The organism is Acinetobacter sp. KB005, from assembly GCF_049949095.1.
In the GTDB taxonomy this organism is placed as follows: domain Bacteria; phylum Pseudomonadota; class Gammaproteobacteria; order Pseudomonadales; family Moraxellaceae; genus Acinetobacter; species Acinetobacter calcoaceticus.
The window spans coordinates 2,891,724-2,918,101 of record NZ_CP188191.1; the positions used below are offsets into that span (position 1 = coordinate 2,891,724).

General features: G+C 38.6%; 27 protein-coding genes. 5 read left to right on the forward strand and 22 right to left on the reverse strand.

The annotated features are described in order from the left end of the window. Positions 1 to 13 precede the first annotated feature (13 nt). Complete coding sequence (locus tag ACPF64_RS13830) at positions 14 to 319, forward strand: hypothetical protein (RefSeq protein WP_005040508.1); 306 nt, start codon at positions 14 to 16, stop codon at positions 317 to 319. 485 nt (positions 320 to 804) lie between these two features. Here the strand turns inward: ACPF64_RS13830 and ACPF64_RS13835 are convergent, their stop codons facing one another. The 7 genes from ACPF64_RS13835 to ACPF64_RS13865 form a co-directional block, all read right to left on the reverse strand. Next, on the reverse strand, positions 805 to 2,199 hold the full coding sequence (locus ACPF64_RS13835; RefSeq protein WP_426453959.1) for a methylenetetrahydrofolate reductase C-terminal domain-containing protein: 1,395 nt from the start codon (positions 2,197 to 2,199) through the stop codon (positions 805 to 807). A 73-nt stretch (positions 2,200 to 2,272) separates the two neighbouring features. Further along, a complete protein-coding gene (gene ntrR, locus ACPF64_RS13840) occupies positions 2,273 to 3,040 on the reverse strand; it encodes an ADPR responsive transcriptional repressor NtrR (protein ID WP_426453961.1) in 768 nt (255 codons plus the stop codon). A 60-nt stretch (positions 3,041 to 3,100) separates the two neighbouring features. Then, positions 3,101 to 4,594: a nicotinate phosphoribosyltransferase gene (locus ACPF64_RS13845; protein WP_426453963.1), complete on the reverse strand. Its 1,494-nt coding sequence runs from the start codon at positions 4,592 to 4,594 to the stop codon at positions 3,101 to 3,103. A gap of 11 nt (positions 4,595 to 4,605) precedes the next feature. Beyond that, entirely contained in the window at positions 4,606 to 5,490 is an 885-nt protein-coding gene (locus ACPF64_RS13850) for a phosphoribosyltransferase family protein (RefSeq protein WP_426453965.1), read from the reverse strand. 257 nt (positions 5,491 to 5,747) lie between these two features. Further along, entirely contained in the window at positions 5,748 to 6,623 is an 876-nt protein-coding gene (locus ACPF64_RS13855; RefSeq protein ID WP_005047016.1) for a LysR family transcriptional regulator, read from the reverse strand. A 104-nt stretch (positions 6,624 to 6,727) separates the two neighbouring features. Then, the gene (locus ACPF64_RS13860; RefSeq protein WP_080027127.1) at positions 6,728 to 7,978 is read right to left on the reverse strand and encodes a cation:dicarboxylate symporter family transporter; all 1,251 of its coding nucleotides are present in this window, start codon (positions 7,976 to 7,978) and stop codon (positions 6,728 to 6,730) included. A 66-nt stretch (positions 7,979 to 8,044) separates the two neighbouring features. Continuing rightward, a complete protein-coding gene (locus ACPF64_RS13865) occupies positions 8,045 to 8,470 on the reverse strand; it encodes a VOC family protein (protein ID WP_003650523.1) in 426 nt (141 codons plus the stop codon). A gap of 470 nt (positions 8,471 to 8,940) precedes the next feature. Between ACPF64_RS13865 and ACPF64_RS13870 the strand changes: the two genes are divergently transcribed. After that, positions 8,941 to 9,495 carry a LysE family translocator gene (locus tag ACPF64_RS13870; protein WP_426453968.1) on the forward strand — a complete coding sequence of 185 codons (555 nt, stop codon included), beginning with the start codon at positions 8,941 to 8,943 and terminating at the stop codon, positions 9,493 to 9,495. Positions 9,496 to 9,555: 60 nt separating this feature from the next. Here the strand turns inward: ACPF64_RS13870 and ACPF64_RS13875 are convergent, their stop codons facing one another. The 6 genes from ACPF64_RS13875 to ACPF64_RS13900 all read right to left on the reverse strand — a co-directional run bounded on the left by ACPF64_RS13875 (position 9,556) and on the right by ACPF64_RS13900 (position 14,474). Then, on the reverse strand, positions 9,556 to 10,131 hold the full coding sequence (locus ACPF64_RS13875; protein WP_151744968.1) for a flavin reductase family protein: 576 nt from the start codon (positions 10,129 to 10,131) through the stop codon (positions 9,556 to 9,558). 14 nt (positions 10,132 to 10,145) lie between these two features. After that, positions 10,146 to 11,291 (reverse strand): NADH-dependent flavin oxidoreductase, encoded by a 1,146-nt coding sequence (locus ACPF64_RS13880; protein ID WP_426453971.1) that lies wholly within the window; start codon positions 11,289 to 11,291, stop codon positions 10,146 to 10,148. Positions 11,292 to 11,363: 72 nt separating this feature from the next. Beyond that, positions 11,364 to 12,077: an SDR family oxidoreductase gene (locus tag ACPF64_RS13885; protein WP_228134932.1), complete on the reverse strand. Its 714-nt coding sequence runs from the start codon at positions 12,075 to 12,077 to the stop codon at positions 11,364 to 11,366. 54 nt (positions 12,078 to 12,131) lie between these two features. Next, complete coding sequence (locus ACPF64_RS13890; RefSeq protein WP_003650516.1) at positions 12,132 to 12,875, reverse strand: SDR family oxidoreductase; 744 nt, start codon at positions 12,873 to 12,875, stop codon at positions 12,132 to 12,134. 15 nt (positions 12,876 to 12,890) lie between these two features. Next, the gene (locus ACPF64_RS13895; RefSeq protein WP_080027130.1) at positions 12,891 to 13,274 is read right to left on the reverse strand and encodes a nuclear transport factor 2 family protein; all 384 of its coding nucleotides are present in this window, start codon (positions 13,272 to 13,274) and stop codon (positions 12,891 to 12,893) included. 183 nt (positions 13,275 to 13,457) lie between these two features. Further along, complete coding sequence (locus ACPF64_RS13900; protein WP_426453974.1) at positions 13,458 to 14,474, reverse strand: aldo/keto reductase; 1,017 nt, start codon at positions 14,472 to 14,474, stop codon at positions 13,458 to 13,460. Between the two features lie 87 nt (positions 14,475 to 14,561). Here ACPF64_RS13900 and ACPF64_RS13905 point away from each other — a divergent pair, with 87 nt between their 5' ends. Beyond that, positions 14,562 to 15,452, forward strand: a complete 891-nt coding sequence (locus tag ACPF64_RS13905; protein ID WP_005040483.1) for a LysR family transcriptional regulator — start codon at positions 14,562 to 14,564, stop codon at positions 15,450 to 15,452. Positions 15,453 to 15,612: 160 nt separating this feature from the next. On the opposite strand, the gene ACPF64_RS13910 is transcribed toward ACPF64_RS13905, so the two are convergent. From ACPF64_RS13910 to ACPF64_RS13930, 5 genes are all read right to left on the reverse strand, one after another. Next, on the reverse strand, positions 15,613 to 15,750 hold the full coding sequence (locus ACPF64_RS13910; RefSeq protein WP_171493681.1) for a hypothetical protein: 138 nt from the start codon (positions 15,748 to 15,750) through the stop codon (positions 15,613 to 15,615). 50 nt (positions 15,751 to 15,800) lie between these two features. After that, positions 15,801 to 16,298, reverse strand: a complete 498-nt coding sequence (locus ACPF64_RS13915) for a nuclear transport factor 2 family protein (RefSeq protein WP_426453977.1) — start codon at positions 16,296 to 16,298, stop codon at positions 15,801 to 15,803. Positions 16,299 to 16,468: 170 nt separating this feature from the next. Further along, positions 16,469 to 17,488 carry an alpha/beta hydrolase gene (locus ACPF64_RS13920; protein WP_426453979.1) on the reverse strand — a complete coding sequence of 340 codons (1,020 nt, stop codon included), beginning with the start codon at positions 17,486 to 17,488 and terminating at the stop codon, positions 16,469 to 16,471. Positions 17,489 to 17,659: 171 nt separating this feature from the next. After that, on the reverse strand, positions 17,660 to 18,043 hold the full coding sequence (locus ACPF64_RS13925; protein WP_426453981.1) for a nuclear transport factor 2 family protein: 384 nt from the start codon (positions 18,041 to 18,043) through the stop codon (positions 17,660 to 17,662). Between the two features lie 78 nt (positions 18,044 to 18,121). Further along, positions 18,122 to 19,225, reverse strand: coding sequence for an alkene reductase (locus tag ACPF64_RS13930; protein WP_426453983.1), 1,104 nt, complete (start codon positions 19,223 to 19,225; stop codon positions 18,122 to 18,124). 102 nt (positions 19,226 to 19,327) lie between these two features. Between ACPF64_RS13930 and ACPF64_RS13935 the strand changes: the two genes are divergently transcribed. Then, entirely contained in the window at positions 19,328 to 20,299 is a 972-nt protein-coding gene (locus ACPF64_RS13935) for a LysR family transcriptional regulator (protein WP_192835562.1), read from the forward strand. 579 nt (positions 20,300 to 20,878) lie between these two features. Here ACPF64_RS13935 and ACPF64_RS13940 read toward each other — a convergent pair. The 4 genes from ACPF64_RS13940 to ACPF64_RS13955 are packed head-to-tail and all read right to left on the reverse strand — an operon-like array spanning position 20,879 to position 24,166. Beyond that, the gene (locus ACPF64_RS13940; RefSeq protein ID WP_426453985.1) at positions 20,879 to 21,367 is read right to left on the reverse strand and encodes a GNAT family N-acetyltransferase; all 489 of its coding nucleotides are present in this window, start codon (positions 21,365 to 21,367) and stop codon (positions 20,879 to 20,881) included. A gap of 5 nt (positions 21,368 to 21,372) precedes the next feature. After that, positions 21,373 to 22,137 carry an ABC transporter ATP-binding protein gene (locus tag ACPF64_RS13945; protein WP_426453987.1) on the reverse strand — a complete coding sequence of 255 codons (765 nt, stop codon included), beginning with the start codon at positions 22,135 to 22,137 and terminating at the stop codon, positions 21,373 to 21,375. Next, positions 22,134 to 23,144, reverse strand: coding sequence for a FecCD family ABC transporter permease (locus tag ACPF64_RS13950; protein WP_426453989.1), 1,011 nt, complete (start codon positions 23,142 to 23,144; stop codon positions 22,134 to 22,136). The genes ACPF64_RS13945 and ACPF64_RS13950 overlap by 4 nt, the downstream gene beginning before the upstream one ends. Before the next feature lie 2 nt (positions 23,145 to 23,146). Beyond that, positions 23,147 to 24,166: an ABC transporter substrate-binding protein gene (locus tag ACPF64_RS13955; RefSeq protein WP_426453991.1), complete on the reverse strand. Its 1,020-nt coding sequence runs from the start codon at positions 24,164 to 24,166 to the stop codon at positions 23,147 to 23,149. Positions 24,167 to 24,817: 651 nt separating this feature from the next. Here ACPF64_RS13955 and ACPF64_RS13960 point away from each other — a divergent pair. Continuing rightward, positions 24,818 to 26,365: a tyrosinase family protein gene (locus ACPF64_RS13960; protein ID WP_426453993.1), complete on the forward strand. Its 1,548-nt coding sequence runs from the start codon at positions 24,818 to 24,820 to the stop codon at positions 26,363 to 26,365. Positions 26,366 to 26,378 lie beyond the last annotated feature (13 nt).

Sequence of the window (26,378 nt, forward strand, 5' to 3'; positions counted from 1 at the left end):
GGATCAAAATTTTATGCTTATTACTTCCTTTAATAAAAAATTTTTAATAACAATTTGTAGTTTATTAATTGTTGGGTGCGCTGCAAATTCAGGTATTGTTCCTATGGGAAATAATACTTATATGGTCTCACGACAAGCTGCTACTGGGTTTAGTGGAATGGGAACACTTAAAGCAGAAGCAATGAAGGAAGCATATCAAGAATGCCAAAAAACAAATAAATTCGTTAATGTCTTAGAAACTATTGATGCAAAACCACCCTATATTTTGGGTAACTTTCCTAAAACTGAAATCAGATTTAAATGTATAAATGAAGAATAAATTGAGCCATTAGGAAACAGTTTACTTTTTTGGACCTCAATTGTTTCACGGGAAGGTAAAGAAATTGCCAGAACCAAATTTGCAGCTTGTGGATGTAGAGCTTTAACTAGGATATACCACAGTAATTTCAGATACAGTGGATAGTCGGGCTTTTTAAACACTAAAACCCACTCATTGAGTGGGTTTTTTTATTACTAACCGTTTTGCCTGAGGTGATCTTGGAACTCTTGGTCGTGTATTTTGTTGTAATTAACAGGGTCGTAAACGCATCCAGTCAAACCAACAATTACAGTAAGTACAGCAACCAATTTTTTCATTGAGACAGCCTTTCCTTTTAACGCAAAAGATTTGCTTTAAGTATACTCCTAGGTGATCATTTTGATTGGACATAATTAAGGCAAACAATTGTTATTTTTAAATTATCGCGGTGCTTTAGCATATGATTTGATTTTTTAGCAACAACAAATCAACGGTTAATACAAAACTTAAGCCTCAGTTGCTAAATACCAGTTTTTCCAAGAGCTGGTTCCTCTCGTTTCAATTGGTACAGTTGGGATCAGTTTTTCTTTTAATATTTCAGTTTGTTCAACCGCTTTTGCAAGTCTTGCTTTGACTGAATGAATGCATTCACGGTCACCAAATTCACAGCGGTCTAAAGTTGTACCGCCACAAGGCCCATTAGCTAAACCTTTTGGACACGTTTCAGGGCAAATATATAAAGTATCGCTTAAGCGGCACTGACCACAGCTTTCACAACCGACTAGGCTGTGTTTACTCAGTACTTCTGTTTTAAGTAATGCTTTGGCTACTAAAGCATTTTCCCAAAAAGACGCCTTAAAAATAAAGCGTCCAAGCCCTTTGGCAATTTTTGATTCAAACAGCGCCTCATGCATAACATGTAACTGGCGATATTTAATTAATTGTTTAGATGTTGGCTGGCGAGAAAAACGAGCAATTTCAGGCGCAAACTCTTTGCCTGTCGTGACTTGCCAAAGTGAATTCCATAGCTCTTCTAAGGCCTCAAGCTTAAGGTGTCTGTATTGCTCAATGTAGCTTTCAAGCAACATTTGCTCTTCAGGCTTATGGCAGGCAGATAAGTGAATTCCTGCATACCCTAAGTGTTTACATATCAAAATCTGTAAAGCACAGCGTAAATAAACGCGATCTGTATTTCCTGCCTGTTTTTCTTCTGCCAAGACTTTTAGCATGTGTGGAGTAATCACAATACCCGCAACTTTATGCTTTACCATGAAGTTAGCACGGCCTAAAGTCAGTGGCATGACACAAGCCAGTATTTGCTGCGAATAAGCATGCTTCGTTAAAAATGATTTGGCTTGCTTTAAGGCTTCAATGTCATAGCCCAACTGGGTAATGATAAAGTCAGCGCCTGCTTTAATCTTCTTATGCAGTTTTAAGTACTGTGCATCCCGCTCAGCTTCGACATATTTAAATGGGTTAAAAGCAACTCCAATACGAAAACCGCCATGTTGCTTGGCAGCCATCACGGCGTTTACCGACTCTAGGTATCGACTGCGAGGCTGCCCATCTCGCCCATTATGATGCTCTTTAAGTTTATCGCCTGTAAGCAATAACAAGTTTTGAATATTGGCTGCTTTAGCTTGCTCTAAAAAATGCTCAAAGTCTTGTATGTCTCGGGCCTTACCAGAAAAGTGTAAGACTTTATCAATTGAGTCAGGGTAAGTTTTGCTCGCTTCAAGCGGCGCAATATCATGATCTGAATGTACGCGATCTGCCAATGTCATTGCAGCCGGATATCCTGCAAACTCATGTTTCACAGGATAAATCTCATGCAGTGAAGTGAGATACTCCACCAACACAAAAAACTGGTTTTGTTGGAAGCAGGAAGAAGCGTGTGACATAGGCAAAGTGCTTATCAAAACATGACATCAATCATAAGCGCGGCATTATAAATCAAAAGTGCATCAAGATGCGCTAGTCAGAAAGCTCATTGTTTTGCTTATCTTCACCCTCTTTATTTCTAGGTAATTCGAGTGAGCGAGGAAATATAAAATCAAAAGAATCGAGTGCATAGCGGTAAAGCTGAGCTGGTCGTTTGCCCACGATTTTACTTTGACTAGTTTCTTCAACTGCACCCGCTTCTATCATACGGCGTCTAAACGCTTTTTTATCTAAGGATTGCCCAAGAATAATTTCATAAATGGTTTGTAGCTCGGTTAGCGTAAATAACTCGGGCATTAGACTGGCTGGCAATGCGGTATAGCGGGTTTTATTAGTTAAACGCTCCAATGCCAAGTTAAGCAATTCATTATGATCAAACGCCAAAGCGAAATCTTGTGCTCTTGCTACAGGCACCCATTCGCTGTATTCCGCTAACTCTTGATGTTGATAGGCATTAAAATCAATTAAAGCAAAATACAAAATGGTCACAGCCCAACCACGCGGGTCACGTTTCGCATTGCCGACAGAAGCAACTTGTTCCAAATAAGGTGAAGCAATCCCCGTTTTTTCGACCAGCTTACGATAAGCCGTGGCCATCAAGTCCTGATCATGGGTTAAATCGGCAAAACCGCCCGGTAAAGCCCATTGGTCTTTGGCTGGAAAGTTTGGTCGCTTAATGAGTAATACCTGCAACTGACCATTAAATACCGAGAAAATAGCCATATCTACAGTGAGTAAAGGTGCGTCATAATCTCGGCGATCATAACTGGCAAGGAATTCTTGTTCAGTTTGAATAGTCACGTTCAGTCTCTCAATGAAAACGATGAGCCGATACCCATGTAACGACTCATCTAAACTCAGTTATGCGATGGATAAACGATCACGAATTTGATCCAACGTACACTCATATTCAAGTTTACCATTTTCAAAGACTGTTTTTAGTGCTCCGCCTTGTTCTTGTTCCGCTGTTTGCTCATCAAACAAGGTAAAACCAGTTTCACTTTCTTCGATGCGTAAAAGACCTTTAGCAGATTTTTTTACACCTGAGTCAGTAATTGGGTCTTTAAACAGCTCTCGGCCTACGCCATTGACTTGTCCCCAAGTCGCTTTAACAGCAAATCCAAAGGTATCGCGAGTTAAGTAATTATAGGTAAAGCTGCCGATCCCAAACACCAAATTGTTTGAAGCAAAACCTTTGGCTTCTAGCCCTTCCAAAATACGTTGTGCACGGTCTAGTGTAATCGAGTCACCGTAAATTAAACCGACACGTTCATTAAGCACTCTATAGCCTTGGTCAGTCGTTGTACCGCCAAACACTTCCCATAAACATTCAACCGCGCCTTTGTACGCTGGGCTGCCAACTTCGGCATTTGGGTCACCACAAATAATTTTGATAGGGTCACCAGAGTCTGGACGGAAAACCAATTTAGCCAAGCCTAAAGCGTTGGGTTGTCTTGCCAGAATTTCAGGTTTTAAAGCCACTGTAAACTCTGTAATCACTCGCCAAAAGTCCCAAGTATCAGACACAATACTGACAACACCTGACGGGTAAAGCTCACAGATTAAACGCTTAAATGTTTCTAGCTCACTGTCTTCTGTGCCCATACACATCACACTGTGTTCGGTCGCTGGTACAGAGACTCCAATTACACCTGTTGCATTGTAATATTCTTCTGCATAGTCAATTGACGCAACCGAGTCAGTTCCAATAAAGCTGGTTAAGTGCCCGACACCCGATTGAGCCGCATCATAAATTCCACTCATACCACGGCTACTAAAATCGTGTCCTTGCACAGGTACAAAATCAAGTGGTGCACCAGTTTTTACGGCATATTGGGTTAATAAACGTTTGTACTCATAGGCAATCGTTGCAGTAGTGCAGCTTTTCCAAAGCTCAGCACTTAACACAGTTTCAATATAGTTGGTTAACCAAAAGAAACGCGAGTCGGTATTAATTACGGTAAGCACGGGTACACGCATATTGACGCGGCTACCTTCTGGCAATGCTTTAATGCGTAATGGTAAATAACCCAAGTCATGTAACGCTTCAATATGATCAACGGGTACAGCACCTTCACCTAATGATGTATCCATGCGGCGTTTATAAGCAGCTACCACTTTGTCTTTAGGTTGTTGGAAAAAGCCTTCATTCCATGTATCGATTAAAAAGTGTTTGATAAAACCCTGAAGACCAAAGACCACAACTTTATCGTCGAAGTCAGGTAACATTTTAGCGAGTCGAGATGAACGCGGCGTAAAGTTTGCGTACACGTACTCTGTACCTACTGGGTACTGACGTCTGTGATCAGCTTTATAAAAATCGATAGCGTTTAATGGATTAAGTTTAATCGTCATCTTTATTCTCTTTATTTTGCTGCAAAAGCAATTACTGAAATTTTGTCTGATGGTTGTTGTGGAAAGCTGTCTGAAGTAAACAGTTGGTCAAGCAGCGCATCAAAAACCTCTAATCCTTTACTAAAAATACCGTGGGTCACATATAGAACGACCTTATTGCAATTGAGGCGACGGAGTTCTTTGGCAATACCAATAAAGGTTGCACCGCCATCGCAAATGTCATCGGTAATGACCGCTGTTAGCCCAGATAAATCAGTCGCATGTACATGTGTACCTAAAATTTTGCCAGTCACTGGGTCGCGTTTTTTATCACACTGAACAATAGTGATGGGTTGTTTACGCTCAAGATTAAAAGCGTCTGCAACCATTTGTGTGCGTGCTTTTGCGCCTTTGTCTGGGCAAATCAGTATTGTTTTTTCATCTTTTAATAATGTGCTTAGCGCTTCACTCTTAGCAATGATGTCGACTGAACTGACATTTACAACTTCGCTAAAAGAAGTATTGGCAGCGAGTAATGCTGTTGTTACTTCACTGTGGCAATCCCAAACAGTGATTTTGCCTTGTTTGCCGGCTTTTTTGTCTGCATTAATGTTGAGTAATTTCGTCATCACATCGAGTGAAAATGCTTGGCCTACTGCACAAATACGGTCCTGACGTGCGTAAGGAAAATACGGAACTTCTAGGTCAACGGTTAAGCCCTGATTCAGCAAGATATTTTCAAGTAGTAAATAATCCATCACATCGTGACTTGAGGTCATTTGTGCACGAACCAATACGGTGCCAGATAGTGAACCTAAGGTTGCCTCATCAATTTGAACATGACGCTCTCCACCAGAAAACTGCGTGAATTTCACTGGAATTTCATTTCTTGCCGCATCTAAAAGCTGGATAGCCATATCATCCTCTTTTTGTCTGATGACCTTCGATGAATATATAGTGGCATAAAGCCACTATATATTTCAAGTCTAATTTTCAAACTTTTTTCAAAGCCCGCTGAATGACATTTGATGTGAGATTTTTGACACATATTTCGAGATTGTTACAATCTATATCTATTAAGTTTACGCAATAAAAAATCCGACTTCATGTCGGATGTTTGTCTTTTCCTATCAATAGCCCATATCCTTTATTGTTGACAAATGAATGTACTTAATTACTTTTCACGAATAGCCACACCTTCGACTATTTTTGAAACAATACTTGATATAATTGAATTTTCAGTATTTTTTTTATGAATAATAATAATTTCTCGATAAAGATCTGGTTGTTTTAAATCAATTATATTGATATTTTTTTCTTTCAATTTATTCATTCCAATATCTGGAATTAAAGCTACGCCTAAGTTTTTTTCTACCATTCTAATAATTGCTTCAATTTCATCTACTTCAATAATGTCATTTGTTTTGATTTGATTTCTATTTAAATAGTTTGCTACAACCTTCCCCCCAAATGAGGAATAGTCATAACGTATAAACGGATTATTTTTTAAAATTTCAACAGGGTGTTTTTCGTGAATATCAATTGGGGTAATAAGAAGAATAGGCTCTTTTTTTAAAGTATAGTGACAATAATCATCGGAAACTTCAAAATTAGGCTTAATGATAATCGCTAGATCTATCTCATTTTTTCCAAGCTGATGGAACAAATTAAATGAGACTCCTGGTATGAGTTTAATTTTTGCTTTAGGAAAGTATTTAAATAGTTCTTCAAGTATTTCTGGCAAAATATTGGATTGAATTGAAGCAATTGCCCCTATCCTAATCTCACCTGTGAAATCTGCCATACATTCAGGTTGTTTCATCTTCTCGACAAGATCAAAAACTTGTTCAGCTAACGCAAGTACACGTAAACCCTCACTATTAAATTGAACAGTTTTTCCGTTTCTTTCAAAAAGCTTAATCCCCAAATAAGATTCTAAAGATTTGATTTGTGCACTGACAGCTGCTTGTGTAAGCCCTACATTATGGCCTGTAGCACTAAATGAACCATATTTTTTGATTGCTATAAGGGTCTTGAGCTCATGAAACATACTATCTGCATTCCATTAAATGATAAAACCAATCCTTGCAGAAATTATACACTTCTTAAATTTATATAGATAAGTATCTCTTAGTGCGATACTTATCTTTGGTTTTAATTTTCAGTTACAGTATTAAAAGACTCTAACCTCTTAGTTTTCCACTTTGCTACAACTAGTGGCGCAATAGCATTTCCAAGAACATTTAATGTTGTAGTACCACTTTCAATAATTCTAAAAATACCAGCAATTAAGGCAACACCTTCTAATGGTAAACCAGCTGTTGCTAAGGTCGCAGATAAAATCAAAATTGCAAAACCAGGAACTCCTGCTGCCCCTTTAGACGTTAACACCATAGTCACGACCAATAATGCTTGTTGAGAGATAGTCAAATCTATTCCATATAATTGAGCGACGAAAATTGTAGCCACACCTAGGAAAATTGATGCTCCATCTAAATTAAATGCATATCCCATAGGTACTACAAAACTTACAATACGGCGTGGAACACCATAGTTTTCGAGTTTCTGCATTAATTGCGGCATGACAGCAGCAGACGCACCAGTTGAGAAAGCTAGAATGAGTTCATCTTTAAAATATTTAATAAGGTGAAATAAGTTTTCTCTTATATACAAACACACAGCACCTAGAACAAAAATAGCAAATAAAGCTAAGGCTAGATAAACGACTCCAATTAATTTCAGTAATGGCAATAAAGAACTGAAGCCAAAAGTCGCAACTGTCGCGCCGATCATCCCAAACACACCAATCGGTGCATAAGCCATGACTAAACTTACAAGCTTAAACAATGCATCAGATATTCCCTGTAAAACTCTTATTACAGGTTGGCTTTTTTCTTCAGGAATTTTGTTTAATGCTAAACCAAAAAGAATCGCAAAAAATAGAATTGATAGTAGTTTGCCTTCATATAGGGCTACCACAATGTTTTCCGGCACGATATTTTTTATAATCTGTAGAGCGCCTTTGTTCGTATCTGTATGTAGTACTACAGCTGAGTGTGCCATCCCAGATATATCTGTTCCAACCCCAGGTTGAAAAAAGTTGGCCAATAATAAGCCCCAAACAATCGCAAGGCTTGTTATTGTAAAAAAATAAAGGAGAGAACCCGCACCCATTTTTCCAAAAGACTTATTATCACCTCCTCCTGCGATGCCTAAGATCATGCAACACAATACAATAGGTACAACGACCATTTTCATCATATTAATAAAAATATCGCCTAACGGTTTTAATATCTCAGTGCTTACCCAAACTTGATGAGTTGGATTTACATTAAAATACCACCCGACTAAAATACCTAAAAGAAGACCAATTAATATTTGCCATACCAAAGAAATACTTTTCATAAATCATCCTTGTTTCCACATGTCCTCAAAAAAGGGATACAAATAATATTCGTACCCCTCATTACTTTATTTTGCAAAAAGCTGAGTCATATCTTTAAATGCTTTAAATTCAAGCGCATTACCACACGGATCAAATAAAAACATAGTTCCTTGTTCGCCAACTTTACCTTTGAAACGTACATAGGGTTCAATCACAAACTTTGTACCTAACGACTTTAATCTTTCAGCTAAAGTTTCCCAATCTTCCCAACTTAGAATGATTCCGAAATGCGGAGCAGGTACATCATGACCATCCACAGAATTAGAAACAACTTTTTCTTGATAATCCATTTTAGGATGTTCATGAATAACTAATTGATGTCCGAAGAAATTAAAATCAACCCAGTGATCACTAGATCTTCCTTCTTCTAAACCAAAGACTTCACCATAAAAATTTCTTGCAGCAGGCAAATCATAAACTGGGATAGCCAAATGGAATGGTGCTAAACTCATAGGAACCTCTATTAAATTGACTTTTGTCTTAAATAAAAATTTAAAATAGAAAGGTTTTCCGAGTTAAAAATCTAAAAATTTAGATTCTGTCTTTACTCGTATAATCCTTTATACCTGAAGGAATTTAAGATAATAAGAATCTTTTTGATCTTATTTACTCACATCCTTTAAACAAATTAATGCTATATAAAAAAAAGCGTATTTAGAAACAAAAATATTTTCTCAAATTAACAAATTATTCCTATATGTAACTTAAGTTACTGTAATTAAACAAATTAAAACAAACAATAATGATTATTAAAATCATAAATGCATATAATATTTTTTTATCTATTTAATAAAAAAATATTGTTTATTATATTTTTATTTAAAAACTATAATTTAAAATTTAATGAACCACTATGACCTTATATACTTGGCTCTTGTTTCTATCCACTATTTCTCTCCTATCAGTAATACCAGGTCCTAATATGGTATTCGTATTAAATACGAGAATTAATCAAACATTAAAGGAAACTTTAATATCAACTGCAGGATGTTTACTAGGAGTATTAATATCAATTACAGCATGTTGCCTTACACTCTTATTTTTAAGTAATTTACAAACTATATTTATAAAATTAATTAATGTATTTGGAATTATCTATCTTTTTTCAATTGGAATAAAACACCTAAATCATAACTCAAAAAATTTAAATAATGACAAAATATCATCATTTAAAACGCATGGTAATTTATTTATTAACGGTTTTTTTATAGCTATTTGCAATCCTAAAACAATACTTTTTATTATTTCATTTTTCCCTCAATTTATTAATCGTAATTCACCTTTGCTCTCTCAGTATTCAATACTGATTTTTACTTTTATTATTTGTGAATTTTCTTGGATGCTAATCTACATTTGGGGAGGTGAAAAAATTAAAGTGCTAATAAAAAAACCAAAATTCTTTTATTTATTTAACAAAATAATTGGTGCTTTCTTTATTTTATTTTCAATATCTCTCATATCCCTAAACTTAACATGATTAAAATATTTACTGTATTGGTTCATTGAAAATCCCCAATACAGTAAAATTAAAGCTAGACTAAGGTCCTTTATTTACCTTAAGTCCTTGGCCTATAACATAAAATTGTCCACCAGCAATATAATGTAAAGTTTTCAATTCTGTCGGTACATCATCAAATTGCCAGTGACCATCTTTAAAGACACGATCATCAGCCCAAGCACTAACAACCTCTCCAATGAAAAGATCATGAGCTTCTTGATTGTGTGGCTCTGGAATTAGTTTACAGAGTAGCCAAGCTACACACCCTTCGACTAAAGGAGTTTGAAAACCATCTTGATAAAATAGTCTTACACCAAATTCATTCAATTTATTTGGGTGGTCTTTTAGACTTTCACTTCCAACATCTACAACCATTTGAACTTGCTGTACAACAGGAACTTGTAAAGCAAACCATCCACTTTGTTCAACTAAAGAACGTGTAAAAGCCATTTTATCTAGAACAACAGTGACTTTCGCTGGAGAAAACTCCAAAGCACAAGCCCATGAAGCAGCCATCACATTTTCAGTACTTTGATGTTTTGCAGACACCAACACAGTTGGTCCATGGTTCAATAAACGATACGCTTTTTCTAAAGGTACAGATTGAATTGCCATATTATGCTCAATATTTAAATATCAACTGTTTTCCACTCAGAATCATCTTTAAGTGGGGGTAAATAGGATAAGCGGCTCATATTTTGTTGCCACAAATTATTAGGAATACGATATCGATCTGCTTTATGAGGATCTATTGCTAAAACAATATCGCTCTCGCGCCCATTCGCAATTAATGTTGCAAGATCAGGATTCATCATCACTGCTTTTCCAACTGCAATAAATTCAGCCCATTTGGTTTGATATGCTTCTAATATCTGATCTGCACTAAATAAACTACCGATACCAATTAAAGGTAATTTACCTGCAATTCTTTCATGCAAAAGCTGCATACGTGTTAAGTGGACATCTGCTCCTCTACGTGCTTTTTTATAAAAATCCCAAAGAGATACATGCAAATATTGAATCGGTTTTTCTACTAATGCATCAACTAGGGCAAATGTATCAGCCATGGTTAAACCTTGTTCGTCTGGTTCTTCTGGTGAAAACCGATAACCAATTATGAAATCATTTAATCCATGTTTCATTTTGATAGCATGTACAGCATCTACAATCGCTAAAGAAAAACGCATACGTTTTTCAATGTTGCCACCCCATTCATCAGTTCGACGGTTTGATTGGGCTGAGTTAAACTGCTGAATTAAATAACCATTGGCACCATGAATTTCGACACCATCGAAACCCGCTTGAATAGCCAAATCAGCAGCATTAGCAAATGCTCGGATTAAATCATTAATTTCAGAATGAGTAAGTTCACGTGATCCAGATTGAATATCCTCAGATGGCGCAACCTTTTCAGCGCCATTTAACAATTCATCAATGCTGAGTTTTCCTCCATGATGAATTTGTAAAATTGCTTTTGCACCTTGAGATTTAATTAATTCAGCAACTGCTTTTAAACTAGGTAAGTCTTTATCGCTAATAGCCTCAGGTTGCCCTATAAATGCTTTACCCTCAGGTGAAACTAAAGTTGCAGCACTAATGAATAAACCAAAATTTTCTGCACGTCCTTGAATAAAAGCACGTTCTTCATGGCTTAAACTACCATCATCATTAGAAGCAAAATGTGTCATTGGAGCAACGACTAACCGATTTTTTATCGTTACCCCGTTATTTAAAGTATACGGTTGGAATAAGGGAGAGTATTTAGGATTCATCATATTCATCTTCAATTTAAAAAATCTTTTAACTTAAACTTTGCTTTAAAAAGCATTAAACAGAAACGTAAAACTTCACGAGGAGACCTGATTGAGCGCTTCTGTAATTGGAATGTCGCCATCAGCCATCGTAATCACCTGACCAATCGTATTTGGAGCACTTAAAATACTTGCAAGTGTCTCTACGACATTATCAATACTGTTACTAAGAGGCTCTGTGACATTAATCTTGATTCGACCACTACCTAAATTTTCTTGCAATGCACCTGGTTGTAGGATAGTAAAATCCAAATTACTTTGATGAACTAACCAGTGATCTGCGAAAAATTTTGCAATGTTATAATCAGTGATGTTCTGTAAGAATGACTCACCCCATCGTTCAGGTTGTAATGCAAAAACTGAGCTCAACAGTATAAATCGACGAATCCCCACAGCTTGCGCAGCCTGCATGACTTTCACTGCACCAAAAGCATCAACTTGAAGAAGATTTTTTCCTCTAGAACCTGCAGTGAAATAAATAACATCTATATTTATAGACTCGAAACCTTGAATGATCTTTTGCAAATCAGCCAGCAAATCTAATTCAAAAAAGTGGATATTAGGATTCGTAAAACTCAAAGAGTCCTTGCGGGCTCCTGCAAAAACTGAATGCCCCATTTTTGCCAATGTATTGACCAAATGAGAACCCACTCTGCCATTTGCACCAACAACAAGAATATTCATAAATACACCTTCGTAATAATTACGATTTAATGAAGTGATTAATATCCAACCCTGAGTAAAAAGCATCGCTTCTCCACCTCACATCTTGTAAGAATAGGAAAAGCGAAAGATAGATAGTGATTACCAATTTTGACGCGTTGGAGAAATGATTAAATCATTCACAGTGACATTTTCAGGTTGATTAAGTGCATAGACTACAGCGCGTGCTACATCATCTGGATCTATAGCAATTTTGTTGAGCTCTTGTGCTGCCTTACGACCTTCAGGATCAGTGACTTTGTCTGCCCAGCCTGTATTAATAACACCAGGACTCACTGTATTAACTCGGATACCATGGTTAACACCCAAATCTTTACGCATTGACTCAGTCATCGCTTGTACAAAAAACTTTGTTGCACAATAGATCCCCGCTGCTGGATCTACTTGATGCCCAGCAACTGAATCCATATTCAAGATTTGTCCAGACTTTTGCTCAAGCATAATTGGTAATACGCCTGCTATTGCATTCAAATAGCCTTTGATATTGGTATCAATCATTTTGTTCCAATCATCAATTGCTAAATCGCTCCAATATGAAAAAAGCATAAGTCCAGCATTGTTAATTAGAATATCAACAGAGCCGTAAGTATCTTTAGCAAATTGAGCAAGCTTTTTAGCGTCATCAAGGTTGGTAACATCTGCTACAAAGCCTGTGATTTGATCACCATGCTTTGTTACTTCATTAACTAGTTCATTAAGACGTTCTTGATTTCTTGCAACCGCTATAACTTTAGCTCCTTCAGCAGCCAACATTTTGGCAGAAGCTTTGCCAATACCTGAAGAGGCTCCAGTAATAATGATTACTTTGCTTTCTAAATAATTCATGCCCCACTCCAAATATTAATTGGTTGAATGGGTATGATAAATTTTACTAACAACAGTCCACTTACCGTCTACTTTCAATAAGTTAAAGAAGTCTGTAAAGCAAAATCCTGAAATATCATTAGTATCAATACGTGCACTTGCAGCAGTTCCAACGATATCAATATTTACGATCACACCTTGCGCATTTGGTGATGGGCTAAAATCACGATCAATAACATCGAATAACCCTTGGATGGGACCACCAATAAGCTTATTGTCAGCATCTACACCAAAGATAGTTGCGTGCTCACTGAAAGCAGGTTTCATAATGCTGCTATCAGCTTGTTTTCCACCTTCATTATATTTATTTAATACTTCAACAATTGCATTGTATTCAGTTACATAAGTTGGTTTAGACATCTTGGATTTCCTACTTCAGTATGATAGTTCAGTCGTACACAACAGCTTTCGGCTTTAGAAAAAAATGTGTGTTCAGCTGTTATGAAAATACTAGTGCAACTATAGAAATAAATATAATTATAGAATTATATAAACTGTATTAATCAAATTAATATCTAATACTATTGCTAGGTAATTTACTGCTCAATCTGAAACTGGCAATGGGACAGAAGTACTGATGATATTTTCGTATTTCAGTTCATTCCAAAACTCGTAGGGAACTTGCTGTGTATAAGAACTAACATTCTGCATGACTTCATTATCACTTTTAGCCCCGAAAACTAATGAAGTAATTGTTGGATGGCTTGCAGTAAATTGCAAAGCTGCAGTAGCAAGAGATACATTATATTTTAGACAAATCTCTTGAATTTTCTGTATCTTAGAGAGGATTTCAATAGGTACTTTTTTATAATTATAGCTAGCTTGTGAAGTATTACCTAAGGCAAGTACACCTGAGTTAAAGATTCCTGCAGCTAAAATTTCTATATTAAATTCGGATAGTTTTTTTAAATCTTCATATGAGTTTTTATGATCTAATAAGGTATATTTACCAGCAATCAATGCACAGTCAATTTTAAACTCTTTGGCTACTTTTAAAACAATTTCAGTTTCGTTCACTCCTAGTCCAACTGCTGAAACATCCCTATTTCTACGCAATTCATCTAAAGCTCTAAAGCCACTTTCACAAAATTGATTCCAAAATAGTTCAGCTTTATCTCCATGCCATTTTTCCCCAAGATCATGTACCAACAATAAATCGATATGATCTAATCCAGTTCGTTTTAAGCTGTCTTCGAAAGATGACATTATCCCATCATAGGTATAGTCATAATAATAACCAGGATTATTTAAGTACCAGGATGGATTTTTAGAATAAAGGCCTTGTGAGTTTAAAACACGTCCAACTTTGGTACTGACAAGGACATTATTTCTGATCTCTAACTCACGTAGAATAGTACTTAATGTATATTCAGCACGTCCAAATCCATACATCGGTGCGCTATCAAAGTATCGAATACCCTCATAATATGCGGCATTTATAATTTCTTTTGCTTGATCAAAGCTGATCCTACTGTCATAACCAATCTGAACTGTACCTAATGCAAGTTTACTCATCGGTAATGAGCATTCACCGATAAATTTTGATGGTGTTTTTATCATAGTACTAGCGCTTTTAGATAAGGGCTTTGCATATTAGGAAATGCTTTGTTATAAATATAATTATCAAACTATATACTTACTATAAATATGGTTAATATCAATAATCTCGATTTAAATTTACTTAAAGCACTAGATGCGTTGCTAGATGAAAAGAATGTTACACGTGCAGCTGATAAGTTAGCTTTAACACAACCTGCTGTTAGTAGCATGCTTAACCGGCTAAGAGATCGTTTTGATGATCCATTATTTGTTCGGGCATCATATGGTATGGTTCCAACAGATAGAGCTCTTGCTTTAGCTGAACCTTTAAAGAAAATATTAAGTGAAATTGAGCAATTAATACAACCGCCTATCTTTAATCCAGCGGAACTAGAAACAACTTTCAGAATTGCTGCGACTGATAACGGTATGCATTGTGTAGGTGTACCTTTTACATTAGCTTTAAATAAGATTGCACCAAAAGTCAAAATAGCTCTAATGTCTATTCATGGTCGGAATGTCGAAGCTATGCTGATGAATGGAGAACTTGACCTTATTATAGTGGGTGAACCAACAGTTCCCTTGAACCTTCGTTCACGGATAATCCATAAAGAAAACTATGTTTGTATGATGCGAGAAAATCATCCATTAGCTAATCAAGAGCTTGATATAGATACTTTTTGCTCTCTCAATCATGTATTAGTCTCTTACGATGGAGGTGGTTTCGCTGGAGCTACAGATATTGCATTGGAGAAAATTGGGAAAAAGAGAAATGTTGTAATGTCTATTACAAGCTTTTTATTGTTACCAGAAATTCTTAAAAATAGTGATTGGATTGCTGTTGCTCCACATCATTTATTAGAGAAAGATTCAGGTATTATTTCCAAAAAACCACCGATTGAAGTTGGTGGTTATAATAAATTAATGGCATGGCATGAACGCACACACCATGATTCTATACAACGCTGGTTTAGAGATTTTCTTTTGGAAACCTGCTAGATAGAATAAAATATCCATTACATAGAATATTACTATTAGATTAGTAGTTATGCCTTAAAATATTTTTTAAATCTTTTAAGGCTGCTGCAGCTGCCACCTGTGGTGAAAATGCGTATAAATTTTTTATTAATTCACCTAATAATTTACCATTCGTAAAGCCTTACATCACAGCATCTTTGTGAAATGCCTTTGCAATGTCGTCGGTGCTATCAATGCGAAGACCATCGACATATTTTTGCTCAACACCAATCACAACAGTGCAATCACTGATTGGTACTACTTTTATCTTCTTGATCATGAATTGTTCCTTTTAGATTTGCTTGAGAATTAAGCGTACTAATTCAAGATTTAGTGGTTTGGATACGTGTAGAAAATCTTGTTAACTACAGTCCACTTACCTTCGACCTTCAACAGATGAAAGAAGTCGGTGAAAGAGATGCCTGACATGTCATTGGCGTCAATGCGAGCGCTGGCCGCCGTACCAACGATCTCGATGCGGGCTATAGCGGCCTGTGCGTCAGGAGATGGGTGAAAATCCTTGTCGATACCTTCGAACAGAATTGGAATCGCGCCGCCAGCCAGCTTACCATCGGCGCCGACGCTGTACATCGTCGCATGTTGGTTGAACGCGGGCTTCATGGTGCTGCTCTTGGCCTGCTTGCAGCCCTCAATATACTTGTTCAGCACCTCGGTGATCGCTTGGTATTCTTGCACGTACGTAGGCTTACTCACGGTTTTACCACTGTTAACTTGTTGACCGCGTGGCAGATCTTCTGCTTGAGCAGTCGCACCCAAGCCAAGAATGATTGCCGCGAAAAATAAAGTTTTGATAAAAGTTATTTTCATTTAGTTGCTCTTAATAATAGTTAGAATTACTCATTGATGCGTAGCTGCAAAAATACAGCAAACATTGCGAGAAACCTCGCTGGTGTAGCTAGGCAATCAGGTGAACGACGTGTTTTCTGTCATGAAATCCCACAGCTCTGCCATGAGCTGTAGGTTCCCTGCCTTTGGGATTACTTACCCAGATTGGCCTTGAGCTCTTGTGACGCCTGTGCCATCGCACTGCGGGATGCTGGCAGATGGCTGAATACATTCAACAGTCCAAAATCGTGAATCATGCCGTTGTAGCGTACCGTATTCACTTGCACGCCAGCATCATCGAGCTTGCGGCCATAAGCTTCAGCTTCATCGCGCAGGATATCGAATTCAGCAGTAAGGATCAGCGTCGGCGGCAAGCCCTTGAGTTGTTCAGTCGTAGCCTGCAGCGGTGAAGCGTAGATCTGCTTGCGTACATTGGCATCGGTCGTGTAATTGTCCCAGAACCACACCATCAACTCCTTCGTCAGGAAGTAGCCGTTGGCAAACTGCTTATACGACGGCGTGTCGAAATTTGCATCCGTCACCGGACTCAGTAATACTTGCGAACGCAGTGCAGGCGTGCCCTTCTCATTCGCCATCAAGGCAACCACAGCGGCTATGTTGCCGCCCGCACTGTTGCCAGCTACAGCAAGGCGCTTGCCATCAACGTTGATCTCTTTGCCATGTTCAGCCACCCATTTGGTCGCGGCATAGGATTGCTCAATGGCGACGCCGAATCCCGCCTCAGGTGACAGGGAGTAATTGACGAAGACCGCCACCGTGCCCGAACCAACTACAAGGTCACGCACCAACCGTTCGTGGGTTGGAAAATCGCCCAGTACCCAGCCACCACCATGGAAATACATGAACGCAGGTAAGGTCTTCTGTTTGCTGCCTACTGGGCGCACAATGGTTAGCTTCAAGTCGCTGCCATTGACGTGGATCGTCTTCTCGCTGACGTCAGCCGCAGGCAAGGCTACTTTGGGGCCAGCTTGAGCGCCCACCAACACTGCACGGGCCTCGGCCGGCGTCATGGTCTCGAGCAGCTTGCCGCCTTCAAGGGATTGCAAGAATTTTGCCGTGTTCTGTTCAACGCCGGGCAGACTGGTTGCAAAAGCATTACCACCCGACAGGGTCGCGACTGAAAGGGCCAGAGCAGAGGTGAGAGTTTTCATGATATTTCCTTTGTAGTGAGTGCACGCGTCAAGGCTGCTAACCGAGATGTTTTTGTCCGAAGTGAAGTAGCTGAAATAGGAAGGCAGCATTTTTCAGGCAAGTAAGCTGGTCGTTCGGCTGCAAAGAAAGGCGCAAGACATTGTGGGAAAAGCCTAATCAGCCACGTGTGTTCAAGGTGCTACGTGAGTGTGATAGATCTTGCTGACCACAGTCCACTTGCCATCGACTTTCAGCAGATTGAAAAAATCTGTAAAGCAAAAGCCGGAGACGTCGTTGGTGTCGATGCGCGCGCTAGCAGCCGTGCCTACGATGTCGACTCTAACGATCACTCCTTGAGCTTCAGCAGATGGATGGAATGCGCTGTCGATGCCATCGAACAAGTTTTGAATCGGGCCGCCGGTCAGCTTGCCGTCGCCATCAACACCGAAGATCGTGGCTTGCTCATTGAAAGCAGGCTTCATGATGCTGCTCTTAGCCTGGTTGCAACCTTCGTTGTACTTGTTCAGTACCTCAACGATAGCTTGATAATCTTGTACATAAGTAGGTTTGTTCATACTTTACTCCTGATTATTAATTCGAGTCGTTATAAAAAGCTGGCCGTTTTATCCAGCATAGATTAGTTGCCCTGTGGCTTACCCAGCTAATGTAGGCCAATCGGTGTAACCCTTTGCGCCGTTGCCGTAATAGGTTTCACGTGGCGCAATAGCGAGTTCAGCTCCCTCTTTCAAACGACGTACTAAATCTGGATTTGCAATAAATGGACGACCAAAAGCCACGGCATCGACCTTGCCTTCAGCGCGACGGGTAATGGCCAGTTCTAGGTCATAATTGTTATTGCCTATGTATGATCCTTTGAAAAGCGCGCGTAAGGCATCGAGATCTACGTTCTCAGGGACGACGCGTGAAGTGGCTGTCGCTCCCTCGACAAAATGCATGTATGCGAGTTGAAAGCGATTCAGTTGCTCAATCAAGTAACCATATGTCTGCATGACTTGACTATCTAATGGCGTGTTACCGGCATCTGGTGTCACTGGAGAAAGGCGAATGCCTACGCGATCATGGCCCCAGACTTCGACCACGGCTGCAGTTACTTCCAATGTGAGTCGGCAGCGATTTTCGATGGAACCGCCATATTCGTCGTTGCGATGATTGGTCGAATCGCGGAGGAACTGATCCGGCAAGTAGCTATTGGCAGAATGTACTTCAACCCCGTCAAAGCCGGCACGTTTTGCGCATGCGGCGGCGTGTCGATATTGTTCGATGATGCCAGAAATTTCGGATGTCTCGAGTGCTCGTGGCATAGAGACATCCATCATTCCATTTTCAGTATAGGTTTGGCCTTCTGCTCGAATCGCCGAAGGCGCTACCGGTGCTGCGCCATCCGGCTGCAAATCCACATGAGAGAAGCGGCCCACATGCCACAATTGGCAAACAATAAGGCCACCAACTGCATGTACTGCGTCTGTGACTAATTTCCAGCCTGCTACTTGCTTTTCAGTCCAGATACCCGGCGTCAATGCATATCCCCGCGCCTGGGCGGAAATATTAGTCGCTTCACTAATAATCAGACCTGCACTGGCACGTTGCGCATAGTAGCGAGCATGCAATTCATTTGGTACACCATCTAGTCCCATACGACTACGAGTTAACGGGGCCATAACAATTCGGTTAGCAAGGGATAACGCACCTATTTTGAGTGGTGAAAAAAGATCCGTCGATGAGCGATTAAGCTTCATTGTGACTCCTATTGATAACTGATTTGCGTGATGAAATTAATTGATGTAAGCAGTATGGAGATAGGAGATAATGACGTAAATAACCATAAGTGGAGATACAGTATGAACAAAAAAGTCATAATGCAGAGCCCAACTCGTGCTGAAGGTGTAGAAGATTTACTCCCTTCACCACCAGTGCATCTTCCGGGTCTTTTAACCTTCGAGGCTGCCGCCAGACATTTGAACTTCGCTCGCGCCGCTGCAGAAATCGGCGTCACGCCAACTGCGGTATCACGCACGATCAAAAGTGTGGAAACGCAACTGAATGTTCGGCTATTCAACCGCACTACACGCAGCGTAAGTTTGACCGAGGCTGGTGCGTCATTGAACGCAGCATTAGCACCTGCGCTTGCTCTGATTAGAGATTCCTTGTCACAAGTCTTGCTCGCGACCGATCAACCATCTGGCACAGTACGCCTCAACTCTTCGTACGTCGCATACCGCATCTTTATTGAACCGCATCTGGCTTCCTTCTTTAAAAAATTCCCGCTGATTAATGTCGAGGTCTCACTGGATAATCAACTGAGCGATATCGTCAACGCTGGTTTCGATATCGGCATACGCATGGGTAAGAGGGTGCAAAACGACATGGTCGCTGTGCAGTTGGGAACGAGGCAAAAAAGAATTGTAGTGGCTGCCCCTGATTACTTCCGCAAGCGGAGTGAGCCCAAGACTCTTGAGGACCTGTTAAAACACAATTGCATTCGACAGCGCTATTCCGTAGGTGGCAGATTCTTTGAATGGAAGTTCGAAGATCAAGGTCAAATGGTACAAATCGATGTTCAAGGGCGCTTTATTTTTGACGAAATGAGATCTACCCTTGATGCTGCAATACAAGGCCAAGGTATCGGTTTCGTCTTCGAAGATTTTGCGAAGCAAGAGTTAGCAAGCGGCATGCTGCGGCAGATACTGAAGCAGCACAGTGGATTGGATGACGCTTTTCATCTCTACTATCCGCATCGCAAACACATGCCCGGAAAGTTACGTGCGTTTGTTGATTTCATGCGTAGTGCTAATAGGGCTGAAACGTCTTGATTTAATAGCCCTAAACATACACCAAAGTATTGAGTAATCAGCATAATTGAAATAGGCCATTTATATTTTGAAATTCCAAGAAACGGATGTAGAGCGTTTAGTTCATTCAAATTTAGTAAATTAAAGATTATGAAACTTTTGATGAAGAGGCTAGAAGCAAAATAGTATTAATTTTACGTGATCTATTAAAAGAAAAACCACCTATTGATCCTTCGACCTGTGAAATCCTAAAATATCGAATACAAAAATTAATGCCAATAGCACAATTATTAAAGAAATTGACTATTATAGGTCAGGACTTTTTAAGAAAATAAAAATTGAAAAATATAATAGAATTGGTAAAGAAATAATTAAAAATTGGATTGATTAGCTTTAATATTAATCAAAATTTTTATCAATCCCTACATAATAAACACGAGTTATTAATAATTAGATTCTAATACAAACTGAAAAGACTATAAATACTAGTCCTTTCTAGAACAATTTCTGTATTAATAAAATGAAACATCCTTGTTCAATAAAATTATGGGCTATCCGCCTACCCATTTTCTAAAAAGATTTCATACTCAGAATGAAACGCTATAAAGATTTACTCATGTGAATGGTGTCATACGTCTCGATCCATTCTCGATTAATGACTTCAAAGCCTTGTAGAGTCCAAAACTCTTCAGCCGCTGGCAAAAATGGATGAGTATGTAAATACAATGTAGTAATTCCATTCTTTTTTGCATGACTAAATAACATGTTGCATAGCTGAGTTGCGATGCCATTACGGCGGTATTCAGGCAATACAAATAACTTAACGACTTCAGCCGTATTGGACGGCAAATTTAGATCAAAACGATGGTCATACGCCCGATATGCAATGGTGCCAATAATACGGTTTTTATCTTTTACTGTAATAAAGCAACCTAATGGATCATTGACATAATATTGCCCAAAATTTTTTAAATCTTTAGGAACTTGCCCATGATAGATTTCTGGGAATAAAAGCTGTCTAGTATAAAGTGCAAACTCTACCGCAGATGCATAGTCTGATTTGTCGGCTAGCTGATAGTGAAGTGTCATATTTTTTACAGCCAAGAATGATCAGGGATAACAATGGTTTTGTCTTGAATCATGGCCTCATGGAACTCGACATCATAGACACTTTTTAAAAACTTCGGATCGGTGATTCGAGTTTTTGACTCAGGCTTAACTACCTCATGTTCGCGCATGAAAAATAGATGATCTGCAAATAAAAATGCCAAGTTGGGATCATGCATAATCGCTATCACCGTAAAATTTTGCCGCGACAACTGACGCAATTTTTTCATTAAATAAGACTGATAATAAACATCAAGATGGTTAGTTGGCTCATCCAGTAAAATGACTTTCGGCGCTTGCACTAAAATACGCGCAATCATGACCAATTGTCTTTCGCCACCCGATAGCTCGGTATAAGGACGGTCACGCAAATGCTCGATGTCTAAATCAAGCAAGGCTTGGTCTACTCTTTCCCAATCTGATTTTGAAGGACGATATCGGCTAAAAGCAGCACGCCCAGTAATCACCACATCTTTAACCAAAAATGGAAATACGGTCTTGTGAAATTGCGGTAAAAAGCCAAGTAATGCAGCCCGATCTTTACCTTTAAAGTCCGATAATGGCTTTCCTGAGTAACGGATCAATCCATCTTTTACGGGTTCTAAGCCAGCCATCAACTTAAAAAGTGTCGATTTTCCGCAGCCATTACGCCCTAAAATGACTGAAAACTGATTTTTAGGAAACTCCAGATGGATATTTTTGAGAACCTGCTTATGCCCATAGGCATAATTTAACTGATCAATTTGAATCATGCCCAATGAGTCCTCTGTGTTTTCATTAATAATAAGAAAAATGGCGCACCAAGTAGCATGGTAAAAATACCAATCGGTATTTCAAAAGTAAGTAAAACCCGAGAAAAGTTATCAATCATGAGTAGAAAACTGCCGCCCAACACCATATTGGCAGGAATGCTATATCGATGATCTGGCCCCACTAACATTCTCACAATATGCGGCATAAACAATCCATATAGACTAATAATACCCGCCGCAGCCACAGAAGTTGACGTACAGACAGTCACCAGAGCAATTAAAAGAAGCTGTTCCCACCGAGGGTTAACACCCACCGCTTGTGCTTCTTCGGCACCGAGTGCCATTAAGTTTAAGCGCCAACGCATCGCAAATAGTCCAGCAAGTCCAATGCAAATCGGTAGCACGGCGTATTGAACTTTTTGCCAAGAAGCCTGATGTAAGTTACCCATCGTCCATTGCACAATGGCTTGCAGTTTAAATGGATCACTTAAGTATTGAATAACTGTAAGTCCTGCCAAAAATAGCCCAGAAACAATCATGCCCGATAAAATCACCATCACTAAAGACGTCTGGCTTTCATGTTTTTGATGAGCAAATAAATACGTTAAGGCAACGGCGCAAACACCAAAAATAAAGGCGGATAGATTGGGTGAAAGCCAACTTAAAGAAAGTGCCAAGGCTGCACCAAACGCCGCGCCAGATGAAATACCCAGTACATAAGAGTCAACTAAGGGGTTACGAAACAATGCCTGCAAGCCATTACCGGCTGTTGCTAATGCAGCCCCCACCATAAAGGTCAGTAAAATTCTAGGAAGTCTGACATTCACAAGAATGTTTTTCATTAGTCTAAATTGTTCAGCATCAAAATATGGTGTACCGAAGACCGTTTGCACACCCCACCGCAAATAGTCCCATGCACTCAATGTTTGAGTTGGTCCTATGAGCAACGAGATAAAAATCATCAAGACTGGTAACGGGTAAAACCAATAATACTTCAGCTTTTGCATATTCATTGCACCAACGCTTTGGCAAGGTGCTCACCATACAACTCGGTTAAAATACGCTGTTGTAAAGCACTTACAGGTAAATCGGACTGTTCAGGATAAATACTGTGATTCAAATAAATCGCCGTAATAATGATTTTGATGGTATGCGGGTTATATATAAAGGCAGGACTCAAATTAAAGACCTTTCGGTTTTGTACGGCGCTTAAACCTTGTAATTCTTTTCGTTCATAAATCAGTTTTGGGTTGGTATTCCAAAGCACAATATTGTCAGGGTTCCATTCAATTAAAGTCTCGGGGTTCACATTAGGTTGATTTGCATCGGTCTGAACAATGTTGTAAGCACCCGCCAGCTCAATAAAGTCATTAGTAATAGACTGACGTCCCGAGGTAGAAAAAATTCGTCCACCTGACCATGCATAGTAAATCGATTGTTTATTTGTCTGACGTGCAGTTTTAGCTGCGACTTCTGCCACAACTTCATCCGAAAAACTTAAAATTTCTTGGGCACGCTTTTGAGCACCACTCAGTACAGCAATTTCAGATAGCTCTTCTTTCACTTGCTGATAGGTGCCGGACTCCATCACATATACAGCAATGCCAAACTGCCTTAACAGTTCAATTGTTTGGGTTTGTCCGCTCCCCACAATCACCAAATCTGGTTTTAACAGCACGAGACTTTCAATATTAGTGGCATTTGCCCCTTGCGAAGGTGTAGCAAGCTGTTTATTGGCAATTCGTTGATCTATTTTTGAATAGGCATGAAACAATAAAGGTTGAATGTATACTTCGGCTGGTATACCAATCACTTTATGACCTTGCCCTAACATGTAGAGACCATCTAAGCCCGACTCAAACAAAGACACAATTCTTTGGGCTGGTTTGGCTACACAGACTTTTGTATTTGTACTATCAAACACACATATTGAATGGACCTCTAACTTTTCTTGAGCTTTTCCACTTTGTTCAGATGAAGAACATCCACATAGAATGAGTAAAGTGAGTATTGAAACCAAAAATTTCATTACAGCACCCAACGCACAAATATAGTGCAAAATAAAAAGATGCATCTATTTAGTGCATTTTTCATGTGAAAAAACACCATAAGAGAGCAAGAATATTTGAAGCATAAGTAATACGGCAGTCAAATCAAGTGTTGTGCTGAAGATAAGAGTAATTAAGCAATAAAAATGCCAGAATTACAAAATAAACTTAATAATCATGTGATTGTGATTTTTAAAACTCGAAAAATGAATAGTCATTTCCAAAATATTTAGAATTTGCTTTAAACCATTCAACTGAAATCACTTACTTTTCAATATTTAAATTTAATCAGAAAGTTTTAGCTTTAATATTTAAAAAATTTAATCCAGAAAAATAATGAGACCTCATAACTATAAAATTAAAAAAACAAAACAGATTACACGATTTAAAATTAAATTTTTATTTTAACCCTCAATAGAACCACATTAAAAAAATATATTAAATAATTAAGTTTTTCTAAAAAATTACACGATTTAAAATTAAATTTTTTCATTATTAATATTAAACATAAAACTTTAATAAAAACTATTTTATATGCTAGATTAGGTTAAGAATTATCCAAACCAAGGGTAAATTCATACATTACAAATAATCAAATATAAGAACATTAAACATGACAAGGATTTAAAATCATGAAGCGAAATTATTATATTTTAGGCACTCTATTATTTAGCATGAGCTTAACAACCCATGCCGACTCACTACGAATGAGTGCAACGGAGTTTGCAAAAGATCCAGCCAAAGTAAGTGCATTACAAAAAGGTTTGGAAAAAATGCGGGCAAATAATAATGCTCCCCCCTTATCACCGGAGTTTCGTACAAGCTTTAATTACTGGGCCAATACACATGGCTATTTTGGTACAGGTACACATGCAACAGACAAAGATTATTATGTTAATCAATACCGTATGCCCCAGTGTTTACAGGTATATAGTAAAGCAGTATGTGATAGTTACTATAAGCATATTCAAAATTCACCAGTCCCAAATGATGGCTTTACCGATGAAGTTTGGGGTACATGCCAACATGGCAATCTAAATTTCTTACCTTGGCACCGTATGATGCTTTATTTTTATGAGCGAACAGTACGTAAATATGTTGGGCAAGATTATTCACTTCCCTATTGGGACTATTACCAAGAAAAAGCTGCTAATGGTCAAGGCTTAGCACTGCCTCAATTGGTCCGCGGTAAACAGGCTGGTACTTTATATGATCAGTTCCGTACACCGGGTTTAAATACAAATATCAGCGCCATAGATCCAGATAATGCCAGCGCTGCTCAAGCCTTTAAATGGGATAACTTCAAAGATTTCTCTAACCAGTTACAATCCCAACCCCATGGTGTAATGCACTGTGCAGTAGGTAAAAACTGTGTGCTACCAGATATGGGATTTGTACCTATTGCAGGCTTAGACCCCGTATTTTATATGCACCATGCAAATATAGATCGCTTATGGCAATGCTGGTTAAATAAAAAAGCAAATGGGCAACCGATTACACTTGAGTGGGCCAAGAAAAATTTAGGTATGCCAGATAGTTGGTATGACACTCGATATACATTTGCAGATGAAAACGGCAACAAAGTCACCATGACCATTGCTGATGTATTCACCCCTGGTAAAATCCCAGTTCGATATACCAATGAAAATGCTTGTAAAGTTCAAGCACCAGTTATGAGTAGTAAAGGTGCTGAAAAAGCAAACCTATTTAAAATGAATCATAAACCAGTGAGCAGTAATAAAACCATTAAGCTTATGGGTGTAACCCAAAAAGTAGCCTTAGCCCCTCAAACTGCAAGTTTCTTAGAGAACTCAAGTCAACTTACTCAAACAACGCTCTCATCAGGACAAACCTATTTAATATTAGATAATGTCCAAATGATTGGTAATCCAAATCTAACCTATAAGATTTATCTATCTCCAAAAAATAAACCTGACCAAAAAATTTATGTTGCCACAATTAACTACTTCGGTGTGTTAGATCATGACCACGGCGGGCACCCAGGTCATATTGGTCAATTGGTTTATCAAGTTAGTGATCAGGTTAAGCAATTAGGCATGCCTGCTGAAGACTTAGAAGTTCAGTTTGTTGCTACTGATTTAACGCTTGATCAAGTTAAAGAAAAAGTAAGCTCTCAAGGCTTGAGTATTTCTCAGGTTCGCTTAGAAACTTCAAAATAATAATTTAAGGGAG